The organism is Corallococcus aberystwythensis, assembly GCF_003612165.1.
GTDB lineage: Bacteria > Myxococcota > Myxococcia > Myxococcales > Myxococcaceae > Corallococcus > Corallococcus aberystwythensis.
The window spans coordinates 1-19,487 of record NZ_RAWK01000202.1 but is presented as its reverse complement, the minus strand read 5'-3'; the positions used below and the strand labels follow the sequence as shown (position 1 = coordinate 19,487).

The following is a 19,487-nucleotide window of genomic DNA, read 5'->3' as shown; positions in this document are numbered from 1 at the left end:
CCCGTTGTCCGGCCGCGTCGCCGTCATCACCGGCGCCTCCAGCGGCATTGGTGCCGCCACCGCGCTGCGCCTCGCGCGGGACGGCGCGAGCGTCGCCCTGCTGGCGCGCAGCAAGGAGCGGCTGGACGCGCTCGCCTCCACCATCACGCAAGGCGGGGGCCGGGCGCTCGCCCTGGGCACCGACGTGCTGGACGCGAAGTCCGTGAGGGAGGCCGCGAAGGCCATCGCGGGCGAGCTGGGCGTCGCGGACCTGGTCCTCAACAACGCGGGCCTCATGCGCCCCACGCCCATGGACGCGCACCGCACGGAGGACTGGGAACAGATGATTGATTTGAACGTGAAGGCCAGCGTGCGCGTCGTGGAGACCTTCGTGGAGCCACTGCTGGCCGCGGCGAAGGCGGGCGGGCCCGCGGACCTCATCAACGTGTCGTCCGTCGCCGCGCAGTCCGTGTTCCCCCACTTCAACGTCTACGGCGCCACCAAGGCCGCCCTCACCCACCTGTCCCGCCACCTGCGCGCGGAGCTGGGCCCCCGCTTCGTCCGCGTCATGGCCCTGGAGCCGGGGCTGGTGGATACAGCACTGCACGACGGCAACACCGACCCGGGCGCGCGGGCCTGGCTGGAGGGCGCCCGGAAGTCGCTCACCTGGATGTCGCCGGAGGAGGTCGCGGGCATCATCGCCTTCGCCACCGCCCTGCCCCGGCACATCAACTTCCAGCAGCTCACCCTCATGCCCACCCAGCAGGCCTGAGCCGCACCCCACGCCTGTTGCCGAGGTGGCCTACCGCGTGCCATGCAGGCGCCTTATGTCCTTCATGCATCAGGCGCTGGTGTTCCTGGCCGCCACGGTTGTCGCCGTGCCCCTCTTCAAGAAGCTGGGGCTGGGCTCCGTGCTGGGCTACCTGGCGGCGGGCGCGGCCATCGGGCCGTATGGCGCGGGCCTCATCTCCGACGTGGAGAACATCCTCCACATCGCGGAGCTGGGCGTGGTGCTGCTGCTGTTCGTGATTGGCCTGGAGTTGCAGCCGTCGCGCCTGTGGAACCTGCGGCGCTCCGTGTTCGGCATGGGCGGCGCGCAGGTGGTGCTGACGGGCCTCCTGCTGGGAGGCGTGGGCAAGGCGCTGGGCCTGTCCTGGGGCGCGGCCATCATCGCGGGCTTTGGCCTGTCGCTGTCCTCCACCGCGTTCGCGCTCCAGCTGCTGGGGGAGAAGAACCAGCTCACCGCCGAGCACGGACAGCTGGCCTTCGGCATCCTGCTGTTCCAGGACCTGGCCGTCATCCCGCTGCTGGCCGCGCTGCCGCTGCTGGGCACGTCCGACACGCCGTCCACGGAGCCCGGCTGGCTGATGGCGGTGAAGGCGGTGGGCGCGGTGCTGGTGGTGGTGGTAGCGGGCCGCTACCTGCTGCGGCCGGTGTTCCGCGCGGTGGCGTCCGTGCACAGCCAGGAGCTGTTCACCGCGACGGCGCTGCTCGTGGTCGTGGGCACCGCGACGCTGGTCAGCGCGGTGGGCCTGTCCATGGCGCTGGGCGCGTTCCTCGCGGGCGTGCTGCTGTCGGAGTCCGAGTACCGCCACGAACTGGAGGCGGACATCGAGCCCTTCAAGGGCCTGCTGCTGGGCCTGTTCTTCATCGCCGTGGGCATGTCCCTGAACCTGGCGCTGCTCATGCGCGAGCCCTTGCGCGTGCTGGCGCTGGTGCTGGGCCTGACGTTCCTCAAGGCGCTGGTGCTTTACGGACTGGGGCGCGTGGGGCTGAAGAGGCCGGGCTCCGCGCTGAGCCTGTCCGTGGTGATTTCGCAGGGCGGTGAGTTCGCCTTCGTCCTCTTCTCCCTGGCGGTGTCCTTCCACGTGATGGAGCGCGCGCAGGCGGACCTGCTGGTGCTGGTGGTGGGCCTGTCCATGGTGGTGACGCCCTTCCTGTCCGCCATCCACGAGCGCTGGGTGGCGCCGCGCTTCAAGCAGAAGGGCCCGCAGCGCGAGTACGACGTGTCCCCGGAAGAGGACCACCCGGTCATCATCGCGGGCATGGGGCGCGTGGGGCAGGTGGTGGCCCGCCTGCTGCGCGCGCGCCGCATCGGGTTCACCGCCATTGACGCGAGCGCGGAGCACATCGACTTCATCCAGCGCTTCGGCAACCAGGTGTTCTACGGCGACGCGTCCCGGCTGGACCTGTTGCGCGCGGCCCGCGCGGAGAAGGCGAAGGTGTTCGTGCTGGCCATCGACGACATGGCCGCGTCCCTGCGCACCGCGCAGATGGTGAAGGAGCACTTCCCGCACCTGACCATCTACGCGCGGGCGCGCAACCGCGAGCACGCGTACCGGCTGCTGGACATGGGCGTCACCCATCTCATCCGTGAGACGTTCGACGCGAGCCTCACCATGGCCGGCGACGTGCTCCAGGAGATGGGCCTCACCTTCGCGGAGGCCCGCCGGTCCGTGGAGCGCTTCCGCGAGCACGACGAGGCCCTGATGCTGGAGAGCGCCAAGGTCTTCAAGGACGAGAAGAAGTTCATGGAGGTCATCGTCCGCGCGCGCCGCGAGCTGGAGCTGTTGTTCGAGAAGGACGAGGCCGATCAGAAGTCGGCTATCTGAGGGGGACCACGACAATGAGCGCCGACCCGAAGCCCTCCTCCTCCCGCCTCTACCTGTGGGTGCTGGCGGCCATCTTCGCGGGGGGCCTGCTGGGCCACTTCGCGCCCACCACTGCGGTGAAGCTCAAGCCGCTGGGGGACGCGTTCATCGCGCTGGTGAAGATGCTCATCTCCCCGGTCATCTTCCTGACCGTGGTGCTGGGCGTCGCCAACGTGGCGGACATGAAGAAGGTGGGCCGGGTGGGCGGCAAGGCGCTGCTCTACTTCGAGGTCATCTCCACGTTCGCGCTCATCATCGGCGCGGTGGTGGTGACGGTGCTCAAGCCCGGCTCCGGCTTCAACGTGGACCCTCGCACGCTGGACGCGAGCGCCGTGGCCCGCTTCGCCCAGCAGGCGCATGACCAGTCCACCGCGGGCTTCCTGCTCCACATCATCCCGCGCACCTTCGTGGACGCCTTCACCGGCGAGGGTGACCTGCTCCAGGTGCTGCTGCTGGCGCTGCTGTTCGGCTTCTCGCTGACGGCCATTGGCGCCACGGCGAAGCCCGTGGTCGTCCTCTTCGAGGCGCTGTCCAAGGCCTTCTTCCACATGATTGGCACGGTGATGAAGCTGGCGCCCATTGGCGCGGGCGCGTCCATGGCCTTCACCCTGGGCGCCTACGGCATCACCAGCCTGGGGCCGCTGCTGCGCCTGATGGGGTGCTTCTATCTGGCGTGCGTGCTCTTCGTCGTGGTCGTGCTGGGCCTGGTCGCGCGGGTGACGGGCTTCTCCATCCTGAAGTTCCTGCGCTACATCCGCGCGGAGCTGTTCCTGGTGCTGGGCACGTCGTCGTCGGAGTCCGCGCTGGTGCCGCTGATGCAGAAGCTGGAGCGGCTGGGCTGCTCCAAGTCCGTCGTGGGACTGGTGGTGCCCAGCGGCTACTCGTTCAACCTGGACGGCACCAACATCTACCTCACCATGGCGGCGCTGTTCGTGGCCCAGGCGCTCAACGTGGACCTCACGTTCACGCAGACGGCGACGCTGCTGGGCGTGGCGATGCTCACGTCCAAGGGCGCCTCCGGCGTGACGGGCGCGGGCTTCATCACCCTGGCCGCCACGCTGGCGGTGGTGCCGTCCGTGCCGGTGGCGGGGCTGGCGCTCATCCTGGGCATCGACCGGTTCATGAGCGAGGCGCGAGCGCTCACCAACTTCATTGGCAACGGCGTCGCCAGCATCGTCGTCTCCCGCTGGGAGAACGAGCTGGACCGCGACCGGCTGCGCTCCGAGCTCAACGGCCAGCCCGTGCCCGAGGCCCCGCCCGCCGACGCGGGGACGCCGGCCTGACGCTCCGGGGCCTGCTCAGTGGTGCGCCACCGCGTCGCGCACCGCGGCCTTCAGCACGTCCAGGTCCACCGGCTTGTCCAACAGCTGCCGGGCGCCCAGCCGCAGCGCCTCCGCGTGCGTCTCCTCATCCGCGAAGGCGCTGAGCAGCAGCACGGGGCACGCGATGCCCTGGTCACGCAGACGCCCGAGCGCCTCCAGGCCGGTGCGCCCCGGCATGCGCACGTCGCTGACGATGAGGTCCGGCGGAGCGAGCGTGCCACCGTGGCCCTGCATCATCGCCACGTAGTCGCCCAGCTCGAAGCCGTCCTCCACCTCCACCACCGTGTAGCCCGCGCGCATCAGCGTGCGCACGAGCATCGCGCGCATCGCGTCGTCATCCTCCGCGACCAGGATGCGCGGGGCGTGTGCCGCTTCTTCTTGGGGAGGTGCGTTCGTCATTCGAATGCGGAGGAGCACGGCGCATGCCACGTGCGCGGAAAGGGAGGTGGATCCGTCATGCCCCTGGGGCTTCCGGGGCATCCTGCCCCCGCCGGGGCAATGTGCCCCAGGCATGCATGGACATCCCGCCCCGCGTTGGCAGCGCTTCACCCGGTGACAGGGGCTGGCATGGCCGATGCTTTGGCCAAGGGGGGGCAGCCAGAAGGCCCCCGCCGCTCCGGCCGAGGGCTCGAGCAGCAACGAATCACACGCTGTCGTGACGCAGCACCCGCGGTACCCGTAGCGTACCTCCCCGGTCCGTGTGTTCCTTCCCCCTCACGCACGAACCGGGGGTTGCCTCTCTCGTGAAGCTCGCTCGCAAATTCACCCTGGCCCTGGTGCTGCTCGCCGTCGCGGTGATGGCCGGCCTTCAGGTGTTCCAGGTCAACCGGGAGCTCGCCCGGTCGGAAATCGACACGCAGCATGACCACCGCCTGCTCGGCCACACGCTGGCGGGCTCCATTGGCAAGGCGTGGCAGCTGGCGGGGGAGGCCGAAGCGCTCACGCTCCTCAACCAGGCCAACCGCTTCCAGGAGCAGGTGCGGCTGCGCTGGGTGTGGCTGGATGGCGGGCCGGGCTCCGGCTTCGCGCCGGCGCTGCCTCCGGCCCTGCTGCTCAGCCTGCGCGCGGGCAACGACGGCTGGATGATGGACGCGTCCACCAGCCCGGGCGTGCTGCGCTCGTACACGCCGGTGTTCCTGGGCCGGCGCATGGGCGCCATTGAAATCACCGAGTCCATGTCCGAACAGGAGCAGCACGTGCGCACCACGGTGGTGGGCACCTTCATCGCCACGGCGGCGCTGTCCCTGTTCTTCCTCCTGGCCGCCATGGCCATGGGCCGCCGGCTGGTGGGCCGCCCCGTGGAGCAGCTGGTGCACCTGGCGGGACGGATTGGCGAGGGCGACCTCACCGCGCGCGTGCCCCTGCGGCGCGAGCGCGGCGACGAACTGACGACGCTGGCGGTGGCCATGAACCGGATGGGTGAACAACTGGAGGAGACGCGGGCACGGCTGGCGTCGGAGACGGCGGCGCGCCTGCGCACGGTGGAGCACCTGCGCCACGCGGACCGGCTCACCACCGTGGGGAAGCTCGCGTCCGGCGTGGCGCACGAACTGGGCACGCCCCTCAACGTCGTGATGGGCCGCGCGAAGATGGTGTCCTCCGGCGAGGCGGAGGGCGACGAGGTGAACGAGTGCGCCCGCATCATCTTCCAGCAGGCGCAGCACATGACCGGCATCATCCGGCAGCTGCTGGACTTCGCCCGGCGCCGCACGCCGTCACGCGCGCCGGAGGACCTGTCGCTGCTGGCGGAGCGCACCTTCTCCCTGCTCAAGCCCATGGCCACCAAGAAGGGCGTGGCGCTGTCCCAGGAGGTGCCCTCGGGGTTCACCGTGGAGGTGGACGCGGGGCAGTTCCAGCAGGTGCTCACGAACCTGGTGATGAACGGCCTCCACGCGATGGACCGGCCCGGCACCCTGCGGGTGCGCTCGCAGGTCCTGCGCGCCACGCCGCCCGCGGACGTGGGTGGGGCGGAGCAGGAATGGGTGCGGCTGGACGTGGAGGACGAGGGCTCGGGCATCCCGGCGGACGTGCTGCCCCACGTCTTCGAACCCTTCTTCACCACCAAGGACGTGGGCGAGGGAACGGGGCTCGGGTTGTCCGTCTCCTATGGGATGGTGCGGGACCACGGCGGCTGGATTGACGTGAAAAGCGAGCCGGGCCGTGGGAGTTGTTTCTCCATCTACCTGCCGCCGGGGACGCACGCATGCCAGGCCGCATCCTGATTGTCGAAGACGAGCGCGAGATGCGCGCCATGGTGGAGAAGGGCCTCCAGCGCCGGGGCTTCCAGCCCGTGGCCGTGGCCGCCGCCGACGAGGCCCTCCAGAAGCTGGCCGCCGAGGACTTCGACACGGTGCTCACCGACCTGCGCATGCCGGGCATGGACGGCCTGGCGCTGTGCGAGCGCATCGTGCTCAACCGGCCGGACATCCCCGTGGTCGTGGTGACCGCCTTCGGCAGCCTGGAGACAGCCGTGGCCGCCATCCGCGCGGGCGCCTACGACTTCATCACCAAGCCCATTGACCTGGACGCGCTGGTGCTGGTGCTGGAGCGCGCCGTGCAGCACCGCGCCCTGCGCGCGGAGGTGCGCCGCCTGCGCGAGGCCCTGGACCAGCGCCAGGACGACGGCGCGCTCGTGGGAGAGAGCCCCGCGCTCAAGCAGGCGTACGCGCTCATCGACCGGGTCGCGGACGTGGACGCCACGGTGCTGATTACCGGTGAGAGCGGCACGGGCAAGGAGGTGGCCGCGCGGGCGCTCCACGCACGGGGCCGCCGCAAGGAGGGGCCCTTCGTGGCCATCAACTGCGCGGCCATGCCGGAGCAGCTGCTGGAGAGCGAGCTGTTCGGCCACGCGAAGGGCGCCTTCACCGACGCGAAGGCCGCGCGCACGGGCCTCTTCGTGAAGGCGAACGGCGGCACGCTGTTCCTGGATGAAGTGGGCGAGCTGCCCATGACGCTCCAGCCGAAGCTCTTGCGCGCGTTGCAGGAGCGCGTGGTGCGCCCGGTGGGCGGCGACACGGAGACGCCCTTCGACGCGCGCATCGTCGCGGCGACGAACCGCGACCTGGAGCTGGCGGTGGAGGAGAGCCGCTTCCGCGAGGACCTCTACTACCGGCTCAACGTCATTGGCCTGGAGCTGCCCCCGCTGCGCGCGCGCGGCAACGACGTGCTCCTCTTGTCGCAGCGCTTCGTGGAGCAGTTCGCGTCCCGCACGGGCAAGAAGGTGGTGGGGCTGTCCTCCGCGGCGGCGCAGCGCCTGCTGGCCTACGGCTGGCCGGGCAACGTGCGCGAGCTGCAGAACTGCATCGAGCGCGCCGTGGCGCTCACGTCCTTCGAACAGCTCACGGTGGATGATTTGCCGGAGCGCATCCGCAACTACAGCACGCCGCGCGTGGTGCCGGAGAACACGGACGCGTCCGAGCTGGTGACGCTGGAGGAGCTGGAGCGCCGCTACATCCACCGCGTGCTGGAGGCCGTGGGCGGCAGCCGCACGCTCGCGGCGCGCATTCTGGGCGTGGACCGCAAGACGCTCTACCGGAAGCTGGAGCGGGGAGATGCAGAAGCCAGGGAGTCGCGCGAGGTGAAGAAACCCTGACGCGGGCAGGCCCCCCCACCCCGCGTCCCCTGGGTGGCGCACGCCCCCCTGGCTCCCAGCAGCTGGGAGACCCCGCCCCATCCGCTCCGGCCACAACCGTCCGTCATGGCCGCACGGCTGGAGCCCTGGGGCGTGGCGTGGCGCGCGTCAGGCCCATCATCCCTCGGGGCGGCCCCCCCGGCGGGCCTCGAGCGGGGTATGTTCCGGACGGATGCACTCCGTCCCCTTCCAGCCCGGTTTTTCTGTCGCGTGAACGACCTCGCGCGTGCAGTGGGCGACAAGAACGTCACTGACCCGTTTCATCCCAGAGGTTTCTCCCTACCCTCGGAAATCCACGAGCCCGAGGCTTTCGTAGCAGGCGGTCAGGACGCCTTCCGCCATCCTGGTTCCGTGTTCCGGCGTTGAAGCCGGGCACGCTTGAGAAGCACCGCCGTGTTTCCCACCTGAAGGGACCCTGCTCCCCGCACCCTGACGACGACCTGCCGATGGCCCACGCTCCCGCCCGCCCGCGTTCCCGTGCTTCCGCCCCGTCCCCGACGGAGGCGCCCGGCCCGGGCCTGCTCGCGCTGCTGGAGGGGCTGCCGGAGGCCTTCCTGGGGGTGGACGCCGGCTGGCGCATCACCTGGCTGAGCCCGCGCATGCGCGAGCTGTTGGGGGCCCGCGTCCAGCCGGGGAACGACCTGCGCAAGAAGGTGGCGGACGTGCTGGGCCTGGGCTCGCACCTGCGGCTGGACGTTGCCGCCACCGCGCAGCCGTCCGCCGCGCGCTACGAGCACCGCTGGCACGAGGGCGGCTTCTGCTTCGAGGTGACCACCCGCCCCGTGGACGGCGGCCTGCTGGTGCACTGCCGCGACATCACCCACGAGTTCCAGTCCCGCAACGAATTGCAGCGCGTGGGCCAGCTCTTCCAGGCGGTGATGGAGGGCACCACCGACGCCATCTACATCAAGGACATGGAGGGCCGTTACCAGGTCATCAACTCCGCGGGCGCGCGCGCCCTGGGGCGCACCGTGTCCGAGGTGCGCGGGCGCACCGACGCGCAGCTGTTCCCGCCCAACGAGGCCCAGGCCAACCTGAAGCACGACCGGGACGTGCTCAAGGCGGGCCACCCCCTCACCTACGAGGACGCGCAGAAGGACCCCACGGGGGACGTGCGCGTGTGGCTGTCCACCAAGGGCCCGCTGCGCGATCCGGAAGGGCACGTGTTCGGCCTCTTCGGCATCAGCCGCGACATCACCCAGCGCAAGTGGGCGGAAGAAGAGGTGCGCCGGCACGCCGAGTTCCAGGAACACCTGATGGGCATCATCAGCCACGACATCCGCAGCCCGCTGGGCGCCATCATGAACTGGTCGCGCGTGCTCGCGGCCGGCGGGCCCGCGGAGGAGACGGCGCGCACCAGCCGGCGCATCGCCACCGCGGCGGTCCGCATTGAACGGCTGACGCGCCTGCTGCTGGACTTCACCCGCGCCCGGCTGGTGGGCGGCGTGGTGATTGAACCGCGCGGCACGGACACGCAGGAGCTGCTGGCCAAGGTGGCGCACGAGTTCCGCGTGGCCTTCCCGCAGCGCGACATCGTCGTGGAGCACACGGGCAACACGCAGGGCCAGTGGGACCCCGACCGCCTGGCGCAGGTGGTGTCCAACCTGGTGGAGAACGCCCTCAAGTACAGCCCCGCGGACGCGCCCGTGCGCCTGGCCACGCGCGGCCTGCGCAACAAGGTGGTGGTGACGGTCCACAACCAGGGCCGCCCCATCCCGGAAGCCACCCTGCCCCACCTCTTCGAGCCCTTCCGCCAGGGCCCTCAGCAGACGCGCACGCTGAAGATGAGCTACGGCCTGGGGCTCTACATCGTGCGCGAAATCGTCCACGCGCACGGCGGCACCATCGAAGTGACCTCCACCGAGGACGACGGCACCACCTTCACCGTCACGCTGCCGCGCCGCGCGCCGCCCCGGAAGGGCCCGCCGCCCGAGCCGCCGCATCCTCCCTCGCACCACCCCTGAACAGGGTGGCCCGGGGCCGTCAGACGAAGCGGCTGATGAGCGGCACCAGCCCGTCCAGCGGCGCGCTGCCGTTGGACAGCCCCGCCTCCGCCACCGCGCGCGGCATGCCGTACACCACGCAGGAGGACTCGGCTTCCGTGAGCACCACGCCGCCCGCGGCGCGCAGGGCCTGGGAGCCCTTGAGCCCGTCGTCGCCCATGCCGGTGAGCACCAGCCCCAGGGCATCCCGGCCCCAGACCTCCGCCACGCTCTGGAAGAGCACGTCCACGGAAGGGTGGTGCGGGGTGCCCAGCGGATGGCGGTCCAGGCGCACCAGGTTCACCGCCCCGTGCCGCGCCACCTTCAGGTGGTACCCCGCGCGCGCCAGCACCGCGCGGCCCGGCACCAGCTCCAGGCCGTCGCTCGCCTCCATCACCTCCAGCGCGCTCTGCGAGTCCAGCCGCTTCGCCACCGCCTCCGTGTAGCCCGCGGGGATGTGCAGCGCGAGCACCACCGGCGCCGGGAAGTCCCGGGGCAGCGCGGACAACAGCCGCGTCAGCGCCTGCGGCCCGCCCGTGGACGTGCCCACCGCCAGCAGCTTCGTGGACGTCGCGGGCAGCGTCCGTGCGGGCGGGGCGCTCGCGGCGGCGGCCAGCGCATCCGCGTAGTGCGGCACCGCGCGGCCCGCGACGCGCACCTTCTCCACCAGCTCCGCGCCCAGCTCATAGAGCCGGTCCGTGGCGAGCGCCGTGGGTTTGTGCACCATGTCCACCGCGCCCGCCTGGAGCGCGGACACCGCCAGTTCGCTGTCCGTGCCCGCGCTGCTCACCACCACCACGCGCGGCGCGTCCGGCATGCCGGCCAGGGCGCGCAGGAAGCCCGTCCCGTCCAGCGCCGGCATCACCAGGTCCAGGGTGATGACGTCCGGCTTGAGCTCCGCCACCCGCTCCAGCGCGTCCAGCCCGTCGCGCGCGGTGCCCACCACCTCCAGGCCCTCCGCGTCCGACAGCACCTTGCGCAGCACCTTGCGCGCGAACGCCGAGTCGTCCACCACCAGCACGCGCAACGTCATGGGCCCGCCTTGCGGTAGAAGAACGAGCCGCGGCGCTCCTCGCAGTGCAGCGCCGTGCCAAAGCGCATCAGCGATTCGGACGTGCCCACCACCAGGTGCCCGCCGGGCCGCAGCACCCGGGTGATGCCTTCCACCACGCGGCGCGCGGTGTCGTCCTGGAAGTAGATGAGCACGTTGCGGCAGAGGACGGCGTCACAGCTGCCCGGCTCCGGGTAGCCCGGGGTGTTCACCAGGTTGAGCTGCCGCCACTCCACGCGGGCCATCAGGTCCGGCCGCACGCGGGGACGGCCGTCCACCACGTCCAGCCAGCGCCCCAGCACGCCCGGGGGCAGCGAGCGCATGCTCCGCAGGTTGTGCTCCCCCGCCTGCGCGCGCTCCAGCGCCCGGAGGCTCAGGTCCGTGGCCAGGATGGACACGTCCCCCAGCACGCCGCGCGAGTCCAGGAGCATGGCCAGCGTGAGGGGCTCTTCACCGGTGGCGCACGCCGCGCACCACACCCGGGGCTTGCGGCCGGCCTTGACCTCGGGCACCAGCAGCCCGTCCACCAGCCCCTCCAGCGCCTGCTGCTCGCGGAAGAAGTACGTCTCGTGGACGAGCAGCGCATCCACCAGCGAGTCCAGCGCCTCCGGCCCCTTCGGGTCGTAGCGGAGGTAGTAGTAGTAGTCGAGCAGCGAGTCGAACCCGGCATCCAGCGCCCGGGTGGACAGCTTCTCCGCCAGCAGGTCCCGGTCCTCGGGCCCGTAATGCAGGCCCGAGCGCTGCTCGATGAGCATGGAGAGGATGGCCAGGACCTGCGGGGACAGCGGCAGCGTGCTCATGGCCGTGGGTTCTCTCAGCGGCCCAGGGCCAGCAGACAGGCGCGGCGAACTTCGGGGTCTTCGTCGCGGTGGGCCGCCCGGTCCAGCGCCTCGCGCGCCTCCACCGTGCCCAGCGCCGCCACCGCGGGCGCGGCGGCCCGGCGTCCGGAGGGGCTGGCGCCGATGAGCGACTGCATCAGCGCCGCCCTCGCGTCCGCCCGGCGCATGCGCGCCAGCGCCGCCACCAGCAGGGGCGCCGTCGCGTCGTCCGCCACCTCCAGCGCCGCCATCAACCCGGGCAGACGCCCTTCCACCGGCAGCGCCAGCGCGGACACCACCTGCTCGCGCAGCATCACGTCGCCCAGCAGCGACACCAGCTGCTGCGTCGCGTGCGTGCCCGTGCGCGTGGCCAGGAAGCCCACCGCCGCGCTGCGCACGCTGTCATCCCGGTCCCCGGCGGCGCGCAGGAGCGCGGGCAGCGTCTCCGGCGCGTCGTACTCCGCCACGGCCGACAGGGCGACGAGCCGCGTGGCCGGGTCGTCCGAGTGCACCGCCTCCAGCAGCACCGGCAGCGCGTCCGGCCGCCGGGCCACGCCCAACCCCAGGAGCGCCGCGCGGCGCACGTCCGCGTCCGAGGACGAGGCCGCCCGGCGCAGCGCCGCCATGGCGCTCTCCGTGTGCATGTGCGCCAGCGCGTCCACCACCGCCACGCGCACCTGGCCCGCGTCGTCGTTGGCCAGCGCGACGATGGCGTCCGCGGCGGCCTCCTCGTTGAGCTTCCCCAGCGACTGGCACGCGTAGTAGCGCACCCACGGGTCGCGGTCGTTCAGGCCCCCCAGGAGCGTGGAGGTGATGCGCGCCTGCTTGTCCGTCTGCCCCAGCGCCCGCATGGCGGTGGCGCGCGTGCGCTCCGACTCGTGGCTCGCGGCGGCCAGCAGCGCGTCCACCGCGCGCGGGTCGTCGATGAAGGGCAGGCCGTAGATGGCCGCGTCGCGCAGCCGCTCGTCCGGGTCCCGCATGGCCAGCAGCAGCGCGTCCAGGCCGCGCGGATAGCCGAAGTACGCCACGATGCGCAGCGCCGCCCGCCGCTGGCGCGAGTCCGTGGAGCGCGCCGCCTCCAGCGCCAGGTTCTCCGTCGTGTCGCTGCCCAGCGACTGGATGGCGCCCACCACGGCCTGCGACACGCGCGGGTCCTCGTCCGACAGCCGTGCGAACAGGGCCGGCACCGCGGACGTGTCGCCAATGCGCGACAGCGTCTCCGCCGCCAGCGCGCGCACCGTCGCGTCCCGGTCCTCCAGGCACAACAGCACGTCCGGCACCGCCGCGGAGCGCTTGCCCACGAGCGGCAGCAGCACGCGCCTGCGCGAGCTGTCCCCTTCACGCAGCGCCTGGAGGATCTGCGCGTCCGCCTCCGCGCCCAGCTCGCCCAGGGCCGCCGCGGCCGCGCGCGACACGCCCAGGTCCTGCGAGTCCAGGAGCTTCAGCAGCCCCGTGGCCGCGTCCGCGCCGCCCACCCAGCCCAGCAGGCGCGCCACCGCGGTCTTCTCCCCCGCGTCCGCGCCCGCGATGACCTGGGCCAGCCGGCGTCCGGTGGGGTGCGGCTCCGACGAGGTGGAGCGCAGCACCGACGGCACCATGCGCGCGCCGCCGAAGCGCTGCACCTGCGCGTCGTGGATTTCAACCAGCGCCACCGCCGCCACGCGCACCACCGCGTCGTTGCCGCGCTGGAGCAGGCCCACGAGCGCGGGCACGGAGGCCTCCTGGCCGGTGCGGCCCAGCGCGCGCGCCGCCTCCAGGACGTAGAAGGGGTCCGACAGCAGCGCCATCAGCGCCGGCACGACGGTGGGGTCGCCCGAGCGGCCCAGCACGTCGATGGCGGGGAAGATGCGGAAGAAGTTGCCGCTTCCCAGCGAGGACAGGAGCGCGTCCACCGCGGCGCCGCCGCCCACGCGGCCCAGCGCCTCGATGGCGGCCACCGCCACGTTGTCGTCCGGGTGGACGATGAGCCGCGACAGCAGCGGCACGGACCTCCGGCTGCGGCGGCGCCCCAGCACCTGGGCCGCGTCGCAGACGATGGCCGGGTTGGGGTCGTCCCCCAGCACCTCCACCGGGCCCTCCACCTCACCGGTGGCGGCCACCAGCGCGTCCACCGCCGCGGCGATGCGCGCCTCGTTGTCCCGGCGGTGGCGCAGGACGTCGCACAGGGGCTCCACGGAGGGAGTCCCCAGGCGCGCCAGCGCGGACACCACGGCACGGCGCACCGCCCACGACGGCGCGTCCAGCCCGTCCACCAGCACCGGCAGGCTCACCGGCCCCTGGCGCGCCAGCTGCTCCACCTCTTCCACCCGGGCGCGGTCGTCCGCGGACAGGGACAGCGGGTGTTGCTTCGCGGTCGTGCTGGTCACGTGGCCTGCTCCCGCGTGTTCCGGGGCGTCCCCGGCTCCGTGGAGCCCAGCAGGCCGTTGAGGTGACTCAAGCCCTCCACCTGCTCTCCGTTCAGCCGCGACAGCTGCCCCAGCCGGCCCGCCACCTCCTTCACCTCCCGGGCGGTGACGGCCATGGCGCGCGCCTGCTCCGCCGTGGTGCCGGCGATCTCCTTCGCCCGGATGCGCATGTCCTCCACCGACCGTCCCAGCTGCTCTGTCACCGTGGCCTGCTCCTGGGCGGACCTCGCCACCGCGGCCACGCCCGTGGCCTGCTTCGCGGCGGAGGTGGTGAGCTGGGACAGGGCGTCCGTCTGCTCATCCAGCGCGCGCGCGGTGGACTTCGCCACCCGGCGCACCTCCTCCGCGCCGCGCACCAGCGACGTGAGCGCCTGGGCCTGCTCCTCCGTGGCGCGCGTCACCTCCTTGGCCAGGGTCGCCACCTGGCGGCTGGCCAGCTCGCCCTGCTTGAGCGCGCGCGCCTGCTCCGCCATGGCGCGCGTGGACTGGGCCACTTCCTTGCGCGTGGCCTCCATGGCCTTCGTCACCTCCTGGGCGGCCTTGGCCTGCTCCGAGATGCCGGTGAGCGTGCGCTGCGTGGAGGCAGCCACCTCCTGCGCCGTCGCCCCCAGCACCCCCACCTGCTGGCCCTGCGCCATCACCGCGCTGCTCACGCCCTGCACCAGATGGCGCATCTGCGTGGTGCCCCGGGCCAGGTCCGTGGCGGCCTGCGCCTGCTCCTGCATCGCGCGCGACACCTTCTCCGCCACCTCCGACAGCTGGGTGTTGGAGCGCACCGCGTCGCGCAGCGCCTTGGCCTGGTCCTGGGTGGCCTGCGTGGTCTGCCGCGCCATGCGCCGCATCTCCGTGCCGCCCTGGGTCAGCGCCTGCGCGGCCTGCGCCTGCTCCACCGAGGACGCGGCGATGAGCCGTCCCTGCTCGCTCACCTTCGCCGTGGCCTGCACCAGCGCCTGCACCGCCTGCACCTGCTCCGTCGACGCGCGCGACGCCTCGCGCACGTTCGAGCCCAGGTCCTCCACGCCCTTGAGGATGGTGCCCAGCGCGCGCTCCGCGTCGCCCGCCAGCGCCGCGCCCTCGTCCGCCGCGCGCACGCCCTCGCCGTTGGCCACCGCCGCCTCGCGCGCCGTCGTCTGGAGGCCCCGGACGATCTTGGCCACGTCGCTGCTGGCCGCCGCCGCGCGGTCCGCCAGGGCGCGGATCTCCTCCGCCACCACCGCGAAGCCGCGGCCGTGCTCGCCGGCGCGCGCCGCCTCGATGCTGGCGTTGAGCGACAGGAGGTTCGTGCGGTCCGCGATGAGGTTGATGGTCTGCACGATGTCGCCAATCTCCTCGGCGCGCCGGCCCATCTCCTTCATCACCCCGGACGACTCCACGATGGACTGGCGGATGCGGCCGAAGCCCGCGATGGAGCGCGACACCGTGACGCCGCCCTCGCGCGCGCTCGTGCCCACGCGCTCGGCGGCCAGCCGCGCCTCTTCCGTCAGCTGCGCCGCGCGGCGCGTGGCGGACTCCAGCTGCGAGGACGCGGTGGCGCTGGTGGACGCCAGCCCGTTGATGCTCTCCGCGGCGCGGGCCACCGTCTGGGCGGACCGGGCCAGCTCCTCGATGGTGGCCGCGTTGGCGTCCACCACGGCGGCGTTCTTCTCCGCGGTGGCGGCCACCTCCTCCACGCTGGCGGCCACCTCCTGCACGGTGGACGCGGTGGTGACCGCGCTCGCCTCCAGGGTGCGCGTGTGCTCCGCGACGCCGCGCGTGCTGCGCGCCACCTGTTCGGTGGCGGCGGCCGTCTCCTCCACGCTGGAGGACATGGTGGCCGCGTCGCGCACCACGTCCTGGAGCGTCTTGCCCAGGGACACGACGGCGCCGGACACCTGGGCCATGCGCTCGCCCACGCCCTGCGCGTCCGAGGACAGCCGGGTGATGCCCTTGGACATCTCCTCGATGGTGGCGGCGACCTCCTCCGTGGTGGCGGCGCTCGTCTGGTTGCGCGACACCAGGTCCTCCACCGTGGCGGTCATCTCCTGCATGCTCGCCAGCAGCTCTTCACTGGAGGCGGCCAGGTCCTCCGCGTTGGCGCTCACGCCCTTCACCGAGCGCGCCACCTCCTCCAGGGTGGAGGCCGTCACGTCCGCGCTGGAGGCGAGCACGCCCGCGTCCTTGCGCACGCTGGACACCGACGCCGTCACCTCCTGCATCGCGGCCGCGGTGGTCTCCGCCTCCAGTTGCACGCCCTTCGCCGCGTCGCTCACGGACGTCTGGCCGCGCACCAGCGCCTGCACCGACGTGCCCGTCTGCTCCACCTGCGCGGCCACGGACTCGATGGCGATGCGTACCTGCTCGCCCGCCGCCGCCTGATCATTTCCCGCGGAGGCCAGCCGCGTCGCGAGCTGCTCGGTGGACTTCACCAGCCCCACCCCTTCAGCCACCTGGAGCGAGGCGCGCTCCGCCAGCGCGCGAGCGTCCTCCAGCTTGCGCACGCTGTTACCGTTGTCCGTCGACATCCGCCGCCTCCTCCCCCACCACCCGGGGGAAATCAATGAGCATCACCAGCCGCGGGCCCACTTGCGCCACGGCCCTCACGAACCCCTTCGCGCCCTCCACCACCATGGGAGGGGGCGGCTGGATGGTGCGCGGGTCCAGCTTCAACACCTCGCGGGCGCTGTCCACGAGCAGCCCCACGGTGCGCTCGCCCAGCTGCCCCACCACCACGCGCGAGTCCAGCGACGGCGTCCCCGCCGGCAGCCCGAAGCGCGCCCGCGCGTCCACCACCGGGATGACCCGGCCGCGCACCTGCACCAGCCCCGCCACGTGCGCGGGCGCCCCGGGCACCGGCGTCGCGCCGGTGAAGGACTCCATCTGCACCACGTCCGCCGCGGGCATCGCGTATTCCGTCCCGTCCACCTTGAACAGCACGTGCAGCACGTTCATGACACCCACTCTCCTGCCCGCGCCGCCCGCTTGCGGCGGATGGCGCGCGCCGCGCCGAGCGCTCCCAGGTCCAGCACCAGGGTGGGCTGGCCATCGCCCAGGTCCGTGGCGCCCGCCACGCCGGGCACGCGCACGAGCGGATCCTCCAGCGGCCGCAGGACGATCTCCTGCTGGCCCAGCAGCCGGTCCACCGCGAAGGCCACGGGGTCTCCGCGCTGCCGCACGATGAGCGCCTTGGCGCCCTGGCCCGCGGCGCCGTCAGCAGGCGCCGTGGCGTCCAGCAGCCGCGCCAGCGACACCAGCGGCACCGCCGCGCCCCGGCGCTCCACCAGCCCCACGCCGTCCGCGCCCGCGGGCCGCACCACGCCCGCCACGTCGATGAGCTCCTCCACCGTCCCCACCGCGACCGCGTACCGGCGGCCCGCGCACTCGACGATGATGGCGTCCATCAGCGTCACCGTGAGGGGGACGGACAGGGTGAAGGTGGTGCCCGCGCCCTTGCGCGTCTCCATGCGCAGCTCGCCGCCCAGCTGCTCCACGACGATGCGCCGCACGATGTCCATGCCCATGCCCCGGCCGCTGGTGCTCGTGGCCTCCTGGCGCGTGGACAGGCCGGGCCGGCACAGGAGGTCCAGCAGCGCGTCCGCGGAGTCCGGCACCGGCGCCTTCGCCGCCGCCGCCACCGCCTTCGCGTCCACGCCCTTGCCGTCGTCGCGCAGGGTGAGCACCAGCTGGCCGCTGGCGCGGGTGTGGCAGGTGAGGCTCACCAGGCCCTCCACGGGCTTGCCCGCCGCCTGGCGCTCCTCGGGGGTTTCCAGGGCGTGGTCCACCGCGTTGCGAACCAGGTGCACCAGCGCGGGCAGCAGCCGGTCCGCCACGGCCTTGTCCAGCTCCGCGTCGCCCACGTCCAGCTCCAGGCGCACGGCCTTGCCCGTGGCGCGGCGCAGGCCCCGCACCAGCAGGGGCAGCCGCTCCAGCACGTCCCCCACGCGCACCATGCGCAGCCGCAGGATGGCGGAGCGCAGGTCGCGCAGCTGGCGGCCGTTCTCCTGGAGGATGGCGGTGAGCTCCCGCGTGGGCGCGCCCGCCTGGGTGAGCGCCGTCACCGCGCGCGTCAGCCGGGAGCGGTTGACGACGAGCGCCGCCAGCCACTCCATGGTCTCGTCCAGCCGCGACACCTCCACGCGCAGCAGGCCTCCGCCCCGGCGCACCTCGGGCTCGTCCAGCTCTTCATCCAGGACGGCGCCACCGGGCACGGCGGCGCCCGGCGGCTCCGGGGTGCCCGCGCCCACGTCCCCAGGCGGCGTGGCCGGCGCGGTCGACTCCAGTGAGAGCACCCGGGCGGGCGGACCGCCCACGGCCTCCAGCAGCGTGACGTCCTCCGCGCGGGTGATGAGCAGCAGCGCGAACGCGAGCGACGCGCCCCCCGCGGCGGCGCCGGACAGGGGCAGCACCTTCACGATGTCCGCGAGCTTCGCGACGCGCTCGCGCACGGTGTTGATGTTGAGCCCCTTCGCGGCGCGCTCCGACGACGGCACGAAGTCCACCCGCAGCGCGCGCTGTCCCCCGGCGAGCCCGCCCTCCAGCTGCTCGCGCTCGGAGGGCGCCAGCCGGGACGCGAACGCGGCCTCCGCGTCCAGCACCACGCGGCGGCCCGGGCGGGGCGCGGACTCCAGCACCTGCGGCCCCAGCGCCTCCAGCCGCTCCAGCAGGTTCGCGGGCGCGGGCGACGCGGCCTTGCCGGCGCCCAGCTGCCGCACCCGCACCTCGATGGCGCGCAGCCCCTCCACCAGCGGCTCCACGCTGGACTCGGGCAGCCGGCCGCCGGCCTGATCCGCCAGCCGCAAGGACGCCTCCATCCAGTGCGCCAGGGAGACGACGGGCTCCACGTCCACCATGGCGGACAGGCCCTTCAGCGTGTGCAGCGCGCGGAACAGCTCGCGCACGGCGCGGGGCTGGGCCAGCCCCTTGCGCACGGCCTCCTCCACCGACAGCAGGTCCTTCTGCGCGGAGGCGAGCAGCTCATCCACCTCCGCCAGGTAGGCGGGGAGGAACTCCGCGAACTCCCCGGATCCCGTCACCCGCGCGACGCCTCGGCCGGGGCCTTCTCAAGGAGGGCACGGGCGGTGCCCTGGATGGAATCCGGCGTGAAGGGCTTGGTCATGAAGCGGTCCGCGCCCGCCTGGAGCGCGCGCTCGCGCGAGGCCTCGTCGCCCCGGGTGGTGACGATGATGATGGGCAGGGTGCGCAGGTGGTCCTGGCCCCGCACGAACTCCACCACCTCGATGCCACCGATGTCCGGCATGTTGAGGTCCAGGACGAGCAGATCATACCGCTTGAGCGACAGCTGCTCGATGGCCTCCAGCCCGCTGGAGGCCTGGGTGAACTGGCTGTCCGGATAAGGCCGCAGGCAGGCGACCACCATGTCGCGCATCACCTTGCTGTCATCAACGACGAGTACCTCGGGCATGGCGTCCTCTGGAAACGACCGGCCAAGCTAGATCGATTCCGACCCGCTGAAAGAAATGAGTCATCCGGCGCGTGTTGAACGTTGGCTTGTCCACGCCGGCATTGGACGATGTGCCACGGCGCACGACGAAGCGCCACGGCCGCCCGCACATCCGGCACCCTGCGCTCCTGCTTTTTCCGCTCGGGGAACCGAATTCCATCCATGCGCCCGCCTCCTCCGCCCGACGCCTCCTTCCCCCGTCCCCCTGGGC

General features: G+C 72.7%; 14 protein-coding genes. 6 read left to right on the top strand and 8 right to left on the bottom strand.

Annotated elements, in window-relative coordinates; all coding sequences use genetic code 11:
- The 3 genes from D7W81_RS28520 to dctA all read left to right on the top strand — a co-directional run.
- The coding region (locus D7W81_RS28520; RefSeq protein WP_208721484.1) for an SDR family oxidoreductase at positions 1-751 on the top strand (751 nt) is incomplete at its 5' end.
- Positions 752-806: 55 nt separating this feature from the next.
- Positions 807-2,591, top strand: a complete 1,785-nt coding sequence (locus D7W81_RS28515; RefSeq protein ID WP_120558550.1) for a monovalent cation:proton antiporter-2 (CPA2) family protein — start codon at positions 807-809, stop codon at positions 2,589-2,591.
- A gap of 14 nt (positions 2,592-2,605) precedes the next feature.
- Positions 2,606-3,913 (top strand): C4-dicarboxylate transporter DctA, encoded by a 1,308-nt coding sequence (gene dctA / locus D7W81_RS28510; RefSeq protein WP_120558549.1) that lies wholly within the window; start codon positions 2,606-2,608, stop codon positions 3,911-3,913.
- 15 nt (positions 3,914-3,928) lie between these two features.
- Here dctA and D7W81_RS28505 read toward each other — a convergent pair whose 3' ends face one another.
- Positions 3,929-4,351 (bottom strand): response regulator, encoded by a 423-nt coding sequence (locus D7W81_RS28505; RefSeq protein WP_279637861.1) that lies wholly within the window; start codon positions 4,349-4,351, stop codon positions 3,929-3,931.
- Between the two features lie 344 nt (positions 4,352-4,695).
- On the opposite strand from D7W81_RS28505, the gene D7W81_RS28500 reads away from it, so the two are divergent.
- The 3 genes from D7W81_RS28500 (at position 4,696) to D7W81_RS28490 (ending at position 9,547) form a co-directional block, all read left to right on the top strand.
- Positions 4,696-6,174 (top strand): sensor histidine kinase, encoded by a 1,479-nt coding sequence (locus D7W81_RS28500; RefSeq protein ID WP_120558548.1) that lies wholly within the window; start codon positions 4,696-4,698, stop codon positions 6,172-6,174.
- Positions 6,156-7,544: a sigma-54-dependent transcriptional regulator gene (locus D7W81_RS28495; RefSeq protein WP_120558547.1), complete on the top strand. Its 1,389-nt coding sequence runs from the start codon at positions 6,156-6,158 to the stop codon at positions 7,542-7,544. The genes D7W81_RS28500 and D7W81_RS28495 overlap by 19 nt, the downstream gene beginning before the upstream one ends.
- 485 nt (positions 7,545-8,029) lie before the next feature.
- Entirely contained in the window at positions 8,030-9,547 is a 1,518-nt protein-coding gene (locus D7W81_RS28490; RefSeq protein WP_120558552.1) for a sensor histidine kinase, read from the top strand.
- Positions 9,548-9,566: 19 nt separating this feature from the next.
- On the opposite strand, the gene cheB is transcribed toward D7W81_RS28490, so the two are convergent.
- The 7 genes from cheB to D7W81_RS28455 are packed head-to-tail and all read right to left on the bottom strand — an operon-like array spanning position 9,567 to position 19,237.
- Positions 9,567-10,598: a chemotaxis-specific protein-glutamate methyltransferase CheB gene (gene cheB, locus D7W81_RS28485; protein WP_120558546.1), complete on the bottom strand. Its 1,032-nt coding sequence runs from the start codon at positions 10,596-10,598 to the stop codon at positions 9,567-9,569.
- Complete coding sequence (locus tag D7W81_RS28480) at positions 10,595-11,416, bottom strand: CheR family methyltransferase (RefSeq protein ID WP_120558545.1); 822 nt, start codon at positions 11,414-11,416, stop codon at positions 10,595-10,597. Before D7W81_RS28480 ends, cheB begins: the two co-directional genes overlap by 4 nt.
- Before the next feature lie 14 nt (positions 11,417-11,430).
- A complete protein-coding gene (locus D7W81_RS28475) occupies positions 11,431-13,800 on the bottom strand; it encodes a HEAT repeat domain-containing protein (protein WP_120558544.1) in 2,370 nt (789 codons plus the stop codon).
- A complete protein-coding gene (locus tag D7W81_RS28470; RefSeq protein WP_120558543.1) occupies positions 13,797-16,340 on the bottom strand; it encodes a methyl-accepting chemotaxis protein in 2,544 nt (847 codons plus the stop codon). The genes D7W81_RS28475 and D7W81_RS28470 overlap by 4 nt, the downstream gene beginning before the upstream one ends.
- Complete coding sequence (locus D7W81_RS28465) at positions 16,321-16,767, bottom strand: chemotaxis protein CheW (protein WP_120558542.1); 447 nt, start codon at positions 16,765-16,767, stop codon at positions 16,321-16,323. Before D7W81_RS28465 ends, D7W81_RS28470 begins: the two co-directional genes overlap by 20 nt.
- Positions 16,764-18,848 (bottom strand): chemotaxis protein CheA, encoded by a 2,085-nt coding sequence (locus D7W81_RS28460; RefSeq protein WP_120558541.1) that lies wholly within the window; start codon positions 18,846-18,848, stop codon positions 16,764-16,766. The genes D7W81_RS28465 and D7W81_RS28460 overlap by 4 nt, the downstream gene beginning before the upstream one ends.
- Entirely contained in the window at positions 18,845-19,237 is a 393-nt protein-coding gene (locus D7W81_RS28455; protein WP_120558540.1) for a response regulator, read from the bottom strand. The genes D7W81_RS28460 and D7W81_RS28455 overlap by 4 nt, the downstream gene beginning before the upstream one ends.
- Between the last annotated feature and the right edge of the window lie 250 nt (positions 19,238-19,487).